This window comes from Desulfuromonas sp. TF (assembly GCF_000472285.1).
Lineage (GTDB): Bacteria > Desulfobacterota > Desulfuromonadia > Desulfuromonadales > ATBO01 > ATBO01.
This window is the reverse complement of the sequence record NZ_KI421412.1, coordinates 389634-400087: the sequence shown is the minus strand read 5'-3', so window position 1 is coordinate 400087 and position 10454 is coordinate 389634. Positions and strand designations below refer to the sequence as shown.

Annotated in this window: 16 protein-coding genes; 8 read left to right on the top strand and 8 right to left on the bottom strand. The window is 58.9% G+C overall.

Annotation, left to right across the window (positions count from 1 at the left end; translation table 11 throughout):
• From DTF_RS27015 to DTF_RS0101790, 5 genes are all read left to right on the top strand, one after another.
• The coding region (locus DTF_RS27015; protein ID WP_226989116.1) for a hypothetical protein at positions 1 to 237 on the top strand (237 nt) is incomplete at its 5' end.
• Positions 238 to 246: 9 nt separating this feature from the next.
• Complete coding sequence (locus DTF_RS0101810; protein ID WP_155890663.1) at positions 247 to 759, top strand: zinc ribbon domain-containing protein; 513 nt, start codon at positions 247 to 249, stop codon at positions 757 to 759.
• A 237-nt stretch (positions 760 to 996) separates the two neighbouring features.
• The gene (locus tag DTF_RS0101805) at positions 997 to 1521 is read left to right on the top strand and encodes a hypothetical protein (protein ID WP_155890661.1); all 525 of its coding nucleotides are present in this window, start codon (positions 997 to 999) and stop codon (positions 1519 to 1521) included.
• Between the two features lie 99 nt (positions 1522 to 1620).
• Positions 1621 to 2037: an ester cyclase gene (locus DTF_RS0101795; protein WP_027713935.1), complete on the top strand. Its 417-nt coding sequence runs from the start codon at positions 1621 to 1623 to the stop codon at positions 2035 to 2037.
• Between the two features lie 78 nt (positions 2038 to 2115).
• Positions 2116 to 3075 carry an NAD(P)-dependent alcohol dehydrogenase gene (locus DTF_RS0101790; RefSeq protein ID WP_027713934.1) on the top strand — a complete coding sequence of 320 codons (960 nt, stop codon included), beginning with the start codon at positions 2116 to 2118 and terminating at the stop codon, positions 3073 to 3075.
• Between the two features lie 560 nt (positions 3076 to 3635).
• On the opposite strand, the gene DTF_RS0101785 is transcribed toward DTF_RS0101790, so the two are convergent.
• The 8 genes from DTF_RS0101785 to DTF_RS0101750 all read right to left on the bottom strand — a co-directional run bounded on the left by DTF_RS0101785 (position 3636) and on the right by DTF_RS0101750 (position 7848).
• Complete coding sequence (locus tag DTF_RS0101785) at positions 3636 to 4196, bottom strand: outer membrane beta-barrel protein (RefSeq protein WP_027713933.1); 561 nt, start codon at positions 4194 to 4196, stop codon at positions 3636 to 3638.
• A gap of 292 nt (positions 4197 to 4488) precedes the next feature.
• Positions 4489 to 4773, bottom strand: coding sequence for an OsmC family protein (locus tag DTF_RS0101780; protein ID WP_081702737.1), 285 nt, complete (start codon positions 4771 to 4773; stop codon positions 4489 to 4491).
• Positions 4774 to 4977: a hypothetical protein gene (locus DTF_RS0101775; protein ID WP_027713931.1), complete on the bottom strand. Its 204-nt coding sequence runs from the start codon at positions 4975 to 4977 to the stop codon at positions 4774 to 4776. It lies immediately after the preceding gene.
• Positions 4978 to 5029: 52 nt separating this feature from the next.
• On the bottom strand, positions 5030 to 5524 hold the full coding sequence (locus tag DTF_RS0101770; protein WP_027713930.1) for a cupin domain-containing protein: 495 nt from the start codon (positions 5522 to 5524) through the stop codon (positions 5030 to 5032).
• Positions 5525 to 5585: 61 nt separating this feature from the next.
• A complete protein-coding gene (locus DTF_RS0101765; RefSeq protein WP_027713929.1) occupies positions 5586 to 5771 on the bottom strand; it encodes a hypothetical protein in 186 nt (61 codons plus the stop codon).
• A 21-nt stretch (positions 5772 to 5792) separates the two neighbouring features.
• The gene (locus DTF_RS0101760) at positions 5793 to 6269 is read right to left on the bottom strand and encodes a DUF1579 domain-containing protein (RefSeq protein WP_027713928.1); all 477 of its coding nucleotides are present in this window, start codon (positions 6267 to 6269) and stop codon (positions 5793 to 5795) included.
• 110 nt (positions 6270 to 6379) lie between these two features.
• Entirely contained in the window at positions 6380 to 7045 is a 666-nt protein-coding gene (gene elbB / locus DTF_RS0101755) for an isoprenoid biosynthesis glyoxalase ElbB (protein WP_027713927.1), read from the bottom strand.
• 212 nt (positions 7046 to 7257) lie between these two features.
• On the bottom strand, positions 7258 to 7848 hold the full coding sequence (locus DTF_RS0101750) for a helix-turn-helix domain-containing protein (protein ID WP_027713926.1): 591 nt from the start codon (positions 7846 to 7848) through the stop codon (positions 7258 to 7260).
• Positions 7849 to 8106: 258 nt separating this feature from the next.
• Here DTF_RS0101750 and DTF_RS0101745 point away from each other — a divergent pair, with 258 nt between their 5' ends.
• The 3 genes from DTF_RS0101745 to DTF_RS27010 form a co-directional block, all read left to right on the top strand.
• Positions 8107 to 9525, top strand: a complete 1419-nt coding sequence (locus DTF_RS0101745; RefSeq protein ID WP_027713925.1) for a DegQ family serine endoprotease — start codon at positions 8107 to 8109, stop codon at positions 9523 to 9525.
• 90 nt (positions 9526 to 9615) lie between these two features.
• The gene (locus DTF_RS0101740; protein WP_027713924.1) at positions 9616 to 9885 is read left to right on the top strand and encodes a hypothetical protein; all 270 of its coding nucleotides are present in this window, start codon (positions 9616 to 9618) and stop codon (positions 9883 to 9885) included.
• On the top strand, positions 9886 to 10454 hold a 569-nt coding region (locus tag DTF_RS27010; protein ID WP_035055164.1), incomplete at its 3' end, for an RluA family pseudouridine synthase.

The window sequence follows — 10454 nt, the reverse complement described above, 5'->3', positions numbered from 1 at the left end:
GGCAGGCCCTTTTCTGCATACTCTTTTAGGCCAGTAAAAGAGTATGTCGCCGTCGGGGGGCGAAACCCCCGGGTTTTGCAGTTGATCTCCGAGTTTTTCTTTGACAGTCTTTATGGATCGATTGTAATCTCGGGCTTTATTTTGAAATTGGGGGATTGGGATGAGATCCAGAGAGGGAAAACAGAATTTGAACCGCCTTTGCTGCTATTGCCGGCTGGGCGGTTTTTCGTTTGGTGAGGTTGAACCGTGAAGTGTCCAAAGTGCGGTTTTGTGATTCAGGAGGCGGGGTCGGCGGCCTGTCCGAAGTGCGGGGTTGTCTTTGCCAAGGTCAGGAGGGCCTCGGAGGAGGAAGCCGCCTTTAACAGAAGGACCGCCGCGGAGCGCTCCATCTCGGCGGTCATGGAAAAGCGGATGGAGGCGGATGAGGAAGTCCGCTCCCGTCTCAACTTCGATCCCGATCCGGAATACGCCCGGGACGAAGCGGCTTATCCCTTCATCCACACCCTCTCGGGAGCTTTCGTCTTCCTGGCGGCTGCAACAGCCATCATCGATATCATGGGGCTGATCCATTTCTACCACTGGGGAAAGCTGATCTTCGAGCCGAGGGAGCTTCTCCTGTTCATGATTTCCCTTGTCGTTGCCTCGGTCGGATCGGTCGTTGTGTTGCTGGCGATTGCCGAGGGGCTGAAGATGGGGCGGGAAGTGGCGAATAATACGCGGGCGATGAGGGAGTATTTGAGGAGGATGGGGGGGAGATAATGTTATTCTCGGAATGCGACAAGAGGGTTTTTATACGGATCCGTATAATATGACAGCATATGCCAGGCAGGGGGAGATAGTATTGTGATTTCAAATGGTTTGTCAATTTTGACGTAGGGTGTGCTGATATGCTACGCGGTATTGTGCCGAAAATCAGCATTTTATGCGGACCCGTCTAGATATAGTTGGGCATTCTAAATACATCATTGTGCAACAAGCCAAGCGCCGAGAACTGTCGTGGGTAAATTCAAATCAAAGAACAAGCGCATGTTCTCTGGCACCGCCGAATATCATAAGTTCGATATTGCGAGGGGCCAGCTGGAAACCGCAATTCGGCTCTTCCTGGTCGAAGGGTGCGACATGTTCTCTGCTATTACACTTGCCGGTGCCGCCGGGGAGGTGCTGCATCAACTCGTGCTCCGCGCTGGAAAGCAGCCTTTTGTCGACTACACAGTAAAGGTCAATGATTGGAAAAAACTTGGTCCTACGCCATCTCGTAGTGCGGTAATGAAACACATTCACAAGATTTTATTTATCAACGAGATGAAACATCACGACAAGGACGCCCAGGACATCGTTCAGCTGGATGCCGAGGAGTGCGCTCTTGCTGCGATATTAAAGGCAATCGTCGACTACAAAACCCTCACAGGCAGCCAAACCGACGCCATGAAAGCGATGTTTGCATGGTGCTACCAGAATCTGGAGTCCGAACAAATGCTAAAGGAGTACGAGGAATTACCAAGGGCCGCGAAGGAACTTTGATGAAAACGATGCCCAACAAAGCGCTGCTGTCGGACAAATTTTCCGCTGCACTCCAAATTTGCCGCAGAGCGCAACGTTATAGTAACAGAGGAGAAAAATATGAGTGAGATTCTTGAACAAGCCAAACTGTTTTTTGAAGCATGTGAAACTGGAAAGGGTTGGGAAGCTTGCAAAGCTTATTGTCACTCTGATGCCACATTCTCTGCACAAGCAGCAGCGCTCAATGACATAGAGACCCTCCAAGGGTACACCGAATGGATGAAAAACTTGCTCACCCCGATTCCGGATGGACATTATGAACTAAGATTTTTCGCTGAGGATGAAGAGCGTGAGTGCGTTGCTGCTTATGCTGTGTTTCACGGCACGCAAACCGGACCGGGCGGACCAAGTGAGCCAACGGGGAAGGCCGTAGCAGCCGATTATGTCTACGCTATGCAGTTTGAAGGTAACCTCATTCGGCACATGACAAAAGTCTGGAACGACACCATCAGCCTTCAACAGTTGGGATGGGCGTAAGTCCCGGCATAAGTACCCCCCCCCCGGGGACGTTGTTTGCTCGTTCATTAACTTACGATCGTTTTCGTAGGACAGAGGATGAAAGCAGCAGTCATCGACGGCTACGGTGGCAACGAGGTGGTGGAGGTCCGGGAGGTCCCCGCGCCGGCGCCGGGGGAAAAGGAGCTGCTGGTCCGGGTGAGGGCCGCATCGGTCAACCCTGTGGACTGGAAGATCCGTAGCGGCAAGGCCCGGCTTCTCACCGGACACCGCTTCCCTAAAATCCTCGGCCTGGAGTGCGCCGGCGAGATCGTCGAGACCGGACCCGGGGTGGAGCGCTTCAGTCGGGGGGAATCGGTCGTGGTCTATACGGGCATCCGGCGCCTGGGCGCCTTTGCCGAGTACGTCTGCGCTCCCGAACCGGGCGTCTTTCCAAAGCCGCAAAATCTCACCTTCGAAGAATCCTCCACCCTCCCCATCGCCGCCCTCACCTCCCTGCAGTCCCTGCGCGACCTGGGCCGGCTCTCCGCCGGCGGCCGGGTGCTGATCAACGGCGCCTCCGGCGGCGTGGGCACTTTCGCAGTGCAGATTGCGAAGGCGCTCGGCGCAGAGACTACGGCCGTCTGCAGCGCCGCCAACGTCGAGCTGATGCGGGATCTCGGGGCCGACCGGGTGATCGACTATGCCCGGCGGGACTTCACCCGCGGCGACGAGCGCTACGACCTCGTCTTCGACGCCGTCTCAAAAAGTTCCTTCCCAAGAAGCAAACGCGTCCTCGCCTCCGACGGGATCTACGTCGCCACCCTGCCGTCCCCTTCTGTCCTCCTGAACCGGTACCTGACCGGCTACTTCACCCGCAAAAAGGCCCGGATCGTCATGGTCCGGCCGAACCGGGTCGACATGGAGTGGCTGCGGGAGCGGATCGAAGCGGGCAGGATCAGGGTGGTCATCGACCGGACGGTTCCCCTGGAGCGGATCAGGGAGGCCTTCGCCTACAGCGAGACGGGGAAGGTACGGGGGAAGGTGGTGCTGATTATGGGACAGGGCCACGGACCTTGAAAACCAGAACCGCGGGCGCTGCGCCCCGCACCCCGCCTGACTTTCTTTTTATCCCGCCGAAAAGAAAGTCAGCAAAGAAAACGGCGGCCACTGGCGTGGAGCATGGCGGTCGCGAGGATTGTACTTCTGATCGCCGTCTCTGCAATCGACCAGGCGTACTTCTTCGTGGCACCGAGAGGGGGGGCCTGATCTTTTCCGGCCCCCTCGCGTGCGGGGTTTTTTACCTGCAACGGGAGCTGTACTGCCGGTGCGGACACTGACGCTGGTGAACCATTGTGAGGAGTTTCCGTTTAATACCGGGTGCGGAAAAGCTGCGCCGATGTGATCAGCACTTTCGTGGGTTGATAACCGGAAAAGTCGAGCAGGCGTGCTCCACGCCAGTGGGCGGGCCCTTTTCTGCATACTCTTTTAGGCCAGCAAAAGAGTATGTCGCCGTCGGGGGGGGCGAAACCCCCGGGTTTTGTGCCTGACTGATAGTGACATTGCCAATCTAGACCGCAAAGCCCCCGGAGAGTGCTCAGGCTGCTCCCGGGGGCTTCGTTTCTGTCTTTTTGATAATTTCAGAACTTGTATTTCAGCCCGAAGTTGAGGAACCCCCCGCCAACATCGTCGGTGACCAGATCGCCACGCAGTTCGGTAAAGAGGGCGAGTTGCTTGTCAAGGTTGTAGGCGCCGCCGGCAAGAACGTGAACCCCGAATTCAAACTCTTCATCGTCGCCGACAGGCGTGTCGACCATGGCATAGTACAGGCCGACTCCGCCGCCGGCATAGAGCTCGAAGGGGGTGCCCTGGATGGAGTGGTTGTAGATGATCGAGGCTGTGAGGGGGATGACGGTCAGATCAATGTCGCCGACGAAGCGAACGTCGCGCTCGGCGTTGTAGACCCCGAGGCCGAACTCGGTGGTGATTTTGGAGAGGACGGGGTTTGTTTTAACGTCCTCCGTCAGAATATCCCCAAGGCTGAAGCCGTAGGCGATACCGAGATTGTAACCGGTGTCGAACCCTCCCTCGTCGGGGAAGTAGAATCCGGCCCGGCCGCTGATGTACTGTTCGGCCCGGGCGGGAAGGGCCACCCCCAGAGCAATAGTGAATAGAGCCAGGACTGCTGCCAGTTTTTTCATTATTCATTCTCCTGTGGTTTGTTGCAAACGACGATCGCTCTTTGCCTTTGCATTTCTCCCCCCCCGATGACATAAACGACCGAATTCATAAAGAGATTGGAGAGGAAACAGCAAGACGGGTGCCAAATCGGATTGTGGCCTGGAATTGATGATTATCTGGATATAAAGGTCGGGATTTTTCGCCGGGAATGGAACAAGGGTAAACGGAAAGGGCGTGCGCATCTGGAAGGGGAACGGTTATTTTCCCCTGCTTTTCGGTGTAATGCCGAGGAGGTGGTGACCTGTTTCGGCCTCAATAGGAGCCCGCCTGCTCCTCCTCCATCCGCAGCTCCGTCCTGATCTCGATCGCCTTGTGCAGCGACATGTACACCGGGCAGTGCTGGTGGTGGATCTGGTAAACCCTCTCCACCGTCTCCCGGTCCGCCTCGGACGCCTTGAGATGATAAGTGACGCGGATGCGGCGGATGACCAGCACCTTGTTCTCGGTCTCGATCTCCCCTTCCACCTCGGCGGTCAACCTGCCGTCGGATGCATCTATTTGACGCGCCTCCAGCGCGCCTCCGAAGGTGCCGGTCAGTCAGCCGCCGGCGGCGGCCACCACATAGTCCAGGGTCGTCGCGTGGGGCTCGGGGAGATCCTCCCCGGTGAGGCCGTAGTGCTCGGCCACGGCCCCGTGCACGCCGAAGCGGACCGGCGCCTTTTCCGCCGGAAGATACGCCAGGCGATTGGGGCCTTTCTGCCGTTCGATGCGCACCTTTGAAAGATAGGCCACCTTTTTCATCGCCTCCTCCTTGCCTGTGCTTGCGTCAGGGCCCGACTGTCCGCTTTTTCTCTTACTTCTTCACCGCCGGGCTCTCATCCGGGTTCAGGTAGGTGATGCCCCAGGGGCCTGTGCCGTGGAGCTGGATCACCGATTCCTCGCCTTCGGTATAGGCGAACATCGCAACGCCGGGCGGCATCAGCGCGACGCTTCCCGGCGTCAGCGTTTCCGCCCTGGCCCGATCGAACTCATCCCCTATCCCCAGGTAAAAGTTGCCGGAAAGGACGGTGACCCGCTCCATTACGGGATGGGTGTGGACCGGGACCTTGAAATCGGCCGGAAACTTGATGAGGGCGGTGAAGGGCGAATCATCCTTCATGGTTCCCTCGAGGACGGCGATCTTCACCCCCGGCCCGATGGAGGGGGCGTCGGACCATTGAACCTGCTCCGGGGTCACCATCACATGTCCGGGCATGCCCTTTTCCCCCTCGTGCGTCTGGGCCAATGCCCCGCCGGCCAGCGTGACGGCCAGTGCTGAGAGAGCGACGAGAATACCTTTTTTCCCCATGGCTACCTCCTCCTCTTACTTTTTTTAAATTATATACCAGATCCGGGCGTGCCGGCTGCAATCACCACACCCGATAGATGCCGGTGCCCATCCGGGTCCTGATCAGCGCATGAACGGCGCCGTCCGGGGTCGGGATGAGGCTGATGATTTCCCCCTCCACCCGGAACCGCCGGCTTCCTGCGCTGTCCAGCACGTCGATCCAGCCGTGCTGCCCGATGTAATATCCGCCCACTTCCTTGATCGGCATCCGCCCGCCCACCTCTTACGGCTACTTTCGATGATAGCTCGCCTTCATGAACCCGTACCACGTCCCGTCATCCCCCAGCATGTGCGAGGTCAGCACCCGGTGGTCGTCACTCTTGATCTCGATCACATCCTTGAATTTCTCCATCTTCCCCTCGATCATGCCGGGACCTTCGGTATCGAGGGTCAGCACCCTCTCGGCCGCATCCAGCTCCCCTTCGTACATCCACATGTGGGTCATCATCGACCCGACCCAGGTGCCCACGTACCGCTGTCTCTGCGGGTCATAGCCGAGCGTCATCAAGGTTGTCGCGATGCCGCCGCCGGGAATCTCGCCCTCCCCCGCGGCCACGATCCAGAGGCCACCGAGGGAGCGCACGCTCTCGGTCCCCCTGAAATGCTCGGGCGGTTTGCCCGGCTCCATCGCCGCCTCGACTTCGTACGTCCACTCGCCGACCAGCTTCTGCAGCCACTCGTGTTCCCTCTGCGGTTCGGTCATCATCGGTGACTCCTTTTGGCAGGAGGTTTCAAAAAGAGATTAGCACAGGAAAACGCACGAAGGCGGACCTGCCGGGCCGCCTTCGCTGATTTCAACTATGATGAAAAATGCGATCACGCCATCTCCAGCACCGCCTTGACCGTCTTCTCGATCCCCTCGGCCGCTTCACTGATGCGGCCGGCCAGCATGTAGGCGGGGGTGGAGACCAGCTTGTTCTGTCGGTCGACGATGAACTCGCTCACCGGGCAGGCTTCGTGGGTCGAGCCCATGGCCTCGAGGGCCTTGGCGGTATCGACGTCGCTGCCGATGGTGAGCTTGTGGGCCAGCTTGTCGTCGCCGAGGACCTTGGAGACGAGGGCGGGGGCGATGCAGATGGCGGCCAGGGGTTTTTTAGCCTTGACGACTTCCCGGACCAGGCGGGCCACTTCAGGATGAATGTCGCAGCCGGCGCCCTTGACGGCGAAGTCGCACAGGTTCTTGGCGGCGCCGAAGCCGCCGGGGAAGATCAGGGCGTCGATGTCGGCCGCCTTGACTTCGCTGATGTTGCGGATCTTGCCGCGGGCGATGCGGGCCGACTCCACCAGGACGTTGCGGCTTTCACCGGAGGCGGGCTCGCCGGTGAGATGGTTGACGACATGCATCTGCTCCGTGTCGGGAGCCATGCACACAGCCTCCGCTCCGGCCCGGTCGATGGCCAGAAGGGTGATGACCGCCTCGTGGATCTCGCTGCCGTCATAGACGCCGCAGCCGGAAAGAACAACGCCGATTTTCTTCGCCATGTTTTCCTCCTTTTAAGGCAGATGCGTTGGGTTCATTCAAGACAAATTCACAAAACCAGAATTTACCGCAGAGGACGCAGAGGTCACAGAGAAAATTCCTTGGAATTTAAAGAGTTTTGGCTCTGCGCTCTCTGCGTTCTCGGCGGTGGAAAAGATTTTTTGCGAAGTTATCGTTAAAGGTTAGAGAAAAAGCCACTGATGTCAAACCGTGATCACCCGCTGCGCGAATAGAGGACTGCCACCGCCCGGGGGCGGGTCCGGCTTTTGGCGATATAGCCGTGGGGCTCGTTGGAGTCGTAATACACCGAGTCGCCGGGGCCCATGGTCATGACCTGGTCGCCGTAGTGGAACTCCAGTTCCCCTTCGAGCAGAAAGAGAAATTCCTCTCCTTCGTGCTTCACCTGGAGGTCTTGAGGAGTCTGGCCCACCTCGAATTCGACCAGAAAAGGCTCCATGTTGCGGAATTTCTTTCCGGAGGCCAGGGAATGATAGGTATAGGGAGGGGTCTCGCCGTGGTGCTCCCGGTGCAACTGGCGGCTTTCCCCGGCCCGCACCAGGATGCACTTTTCGGAGCTGCTCTCTTTCTGGAAGAAGGTATGGAGGCCGACCTCGAAGGCTTTGGCGATGCGCAGCAAGGTGGCCAGCGGCGGGATGACCTGTTCGTTTTCGATCTGTGACAGGAGGGGCTTGGAAAGACCGGTCGCCTCCGCGAGGTTCTGCAGGGTCAGGCGTCGCTCCTGGCGCAGACGGCGGATCTTCAGGCCAAGGCGCAGCTCTTTCACTTCCTCCCGCATGTTTTCCATCAGATCCTTACTCCATTGTTTTTCTTAGCGTTTTTAACCCGGGAGGGAATTCAAGTCAAGAGCTTTGTGGCCCCGGGCGGCAAGGAAATCCAATTTGGAACGGGAGCTGTTGCGTTATCCTTTCTGAAATCATCCGGCGCCTGGCCCGGAACTGTCTCTTCCACCGTGTCGTCTCCCCTTCTTCCGAATTGATCTATAATTGACATAATCTGGAATTTTCGCTACCCTTCGAAGTCGCAACACCCTAGGAGAAAGCCCATGCAGTCCATTTCGCGACCTGTTTCTTCCGGTATCCTGCTTCTGATCCTGATCCTGTCCCTGGCCGGTTGCGAGGATAGACGCAATGAGACTCAGCTGCAGATTTCCGTGCGAACGGCTGAGGTCGATCCCCCGGTGAAAAAACCGCCGCCTGAACTGGTCACCACCCAGGCAGCCTTCATCGAGGTTTCCACCAAGGTGACGCCGTCGGTGGTGAACATCCGCGCCGCCCGGATCAGCAGGGGCAGCGAACTCGGGCCGCTGTTCGATGATTTTTTCGGCGACCTGTTCAGGAATCTGCCGCAGGAACGCAAGGCACAGAGTCTCGGCTCCGGCTTCATCATCAGCGAGGACGGGTACATTCTCACCAATGAACACGTCGTCAAAGGGGCCGAGGAGATAAAGGTCAAGCTTTCCGATCAGCGGGTTTACGACGGCAAGGTGGTGGGTATCGATCCCAGCACCGATGTGGCGGTCCTCAAGATCGAGCCGGATGACAGCCTGGTCGCCGCCGTCCTGGGGGATTCGGACGCCCTGCAGGTCGGGCAGTGGGCCCTGGCCATCGGCAATCCCTTCGGCCTCGACCGGACCCTGACCGTGGGGGTCATCTCCGCGACGGGGCGCGCCAACGTCGGGATCGAGGATTACGAAGACTTCATTCAGACCGACGCCTCCATCAATCCCGGCAATTCAGGGGGGCCGCTGCTTAATATGTACGGCGAGGTGGTGGGAATCAATACGGCCATCGTTGCCACGGGCCAGGGAATCGGTTTTGCCATCCCCATCAACCTGGCCAAACTGATCGCCGATCAGCTGATCGAAAAAGGCGAGGTGACCCGGGGATGGCTGGGAGTTTCCATCCAGGCCCTGACTCCTGAACTGGCGGAATCCTTCGGTCTTGACAGAATGACCGGAGCACTGGTGAATCAGGTGCTCCCCGGCGGCCCCGCCGAAAAGGCAGGGGTGCGGCGCGGCGACGTCCTGCTCACCCTGGACGGCAGGGAGGTCCGGGGCGTGCGGGCACTGCAGCTGCTGGTGGCCAGCACTCCCGCGGGCAAGACGGTCGATCTCGAGATTCTGCGCAACGGCAAGCGCCAGAACCTGCCGGTGACCGTCGCCGCCCAGGAGCCGGAGGAGCGGGCGGCAGAGCCCGCCGCGGTGGGCAAAGGGGTCGGCCTGGGCCTTGTCGTCGCGCCCGCAGAGGAAGGCGGAGTTCGGGTGGATGAGGTCGATCCGGGCAGCGCCGCCGCCGCGGCCGGCGTCCGGCCGGGAGACCGCGTTCTCTCCCTCAACCAGCAGGAGGTAAGGGATCTGGCCTCCTTCAACAAGGCGGCAAAAGAAGCCCTGAAGGGAAAGAACGTGGTTCTTCTTCTGCGAAGGGAGGAGATGACCCTTTACCTGGCTTTTCCGGCCTCGTAGACCGCCGACGTCGGACGGTCTGGCAGCTCCATTCCAGATTCTGCGCCTTCATCATTTGATGCATACCCTTTATCCCCAGTGGGAGGAATCATGGCCAGGCTTGTGGAAAATCCCGATCTCGCCTTTCGGCTTGCACGGGCCATTGTCTCGGACATCGCCCTGTACAATCAGGAGAAGGTGAAAGAGGGGATTAAAAACGACAACATTTTCGATCTGCTGGCCGATGAATTGACGGAAGGCAGGGAGCACTTTCATACCCGGGTTTCCCCCGACCTTCCGAATCGCGACCATCTCTTCGATCGGGCCATCGTGGATGTGATGATCAAGCAGGCCGGCAAAATCGAAAGCCCGATCTGGTAAATGGAGGAGTCCCGCCGCTTTAGTTTCGAGTATGGCCGTGCTTCCGCGCGGCTGGACCTCTTTCTCGCCGAATGCCTGCCTGAACTGACCCGTTCCCAGGTGAAAAGGCTCATCGATGAAGGCCGGGTGCTGCTCAACGGAAACCCGACCAAGACAGGCTTCAGGCTCAAGGGGGGAGAGAACCTTACGGTCTGCTTCCCTCCGCCGGTTACGACCGAGGCCGTGCCCGAAGAGATACCCCTGAACGTACTCTACGAGGACCGGCATCTGATCGTCATCGACAAGCCTGCCGGCATGGTGGTTCATCCCGCCGCGGGCCACCAGGGAGGAACCCTGGTCAATGCCCTGCTTCATCACTGCCGGGATCTCTCGGGAATCGGCGGTGAGCTGCGGCCCGGAATCGTCCACCGCCTCGACAAGGACACCTCGGGAGTGATGCTCGCTACAAAGGACGACGCCGCCCATAACCACCTGTCCCGGCAGTTCAAGGCGCATACCATCAAAAGGCGCTATCTCGCCCTGATCCACGGGCTGCCCCCGAATGATAAAGGGAGTGTGGACCGTCCCAT

Excerpts from the sequence above, each read along its gene's own strand:
- DTF_RS0101795 (WP_027713935.1), top strand. The coding sequence starts at position 1,621 with ATGAGTGAGATTCTTGAACAAGCCAAACTGTTTTTTGAAGCATGTGAA.
- DTF_RS0101790 (WP_027713934.1), top strand. The coding sequence starts at position 2,116 with ATGAAAGCAGCAGTCATCGACGGCTACGGTGGCAACGAGGTGGTGGAG.
- DTF_RS0101785 (WP_027713933.1), bottom strand. The coding sequence starts at position 4,196 with ATGAAAAAACTGGCAGCAGTCCTGGCTCTATTCACTATTGCTCTGGGG.
- DTF_RS0101775 (WP_027713931.1), bottom strand. The coding sequence starts at position 4,977 with ATGAAAAAGGTGGCCTATCTTTCAAAGGTGCGCATCGAACGGCAGAAA.
- DTF_RS0101770 (WP_027713930.1), bottom strand. The coding sequence starts at position 5,524 with ATGGGGAAAAAAGGTATTCTCGTCGCTCTCTCAGCACTGGCCGTCACG.
- DTF_RS0101765 (WP_027713929.1), bottom strand. The coding sequence starts at position 5,771 with ATGCCGATCAAGGAAGTGGGCGGATATTACATCGGGCAGCACGGCTGG.
- DTF_RS0101760 (WP_027713928.1), bottom strand. The coding sequence starts at position 6,269 with ATGATGACCGAACCGCAGAGGGAACACGAGTGGCTGCAGAAGCTGGTC.
- elbB (WP_027713927.1), bottom strand. The coding sequence starts at position 7,045 with ATGGCGAAGAAAATCGGCGTTGTTCTTTCCGGCTGCGGCGTCTATGAC.
- DTF_RS0101750 (WP_027713926.1), bottom strand. The coding sequence starts at position 7,848 with ATGGAAAACATGCGGGAGGAAGTGAAAGAGCTGCGCCTTGGCCTGAAG.
- DTF_RS0101745 (WP_027713925.1), top strand. The coding sequence starts at position 8,107 with ATGCAGTCCATTTCGCGACCTGTTTCTTCCGGTATCCTGCTTCTGATC.
- DTF_RS0101740 (WP_027713924.1), top strand. The coding sequence starts at position 9,616 with ATGGCCAGGCTTGTGGAAAATCCCGATCTCGCCTTTCGGCTTGCACGG.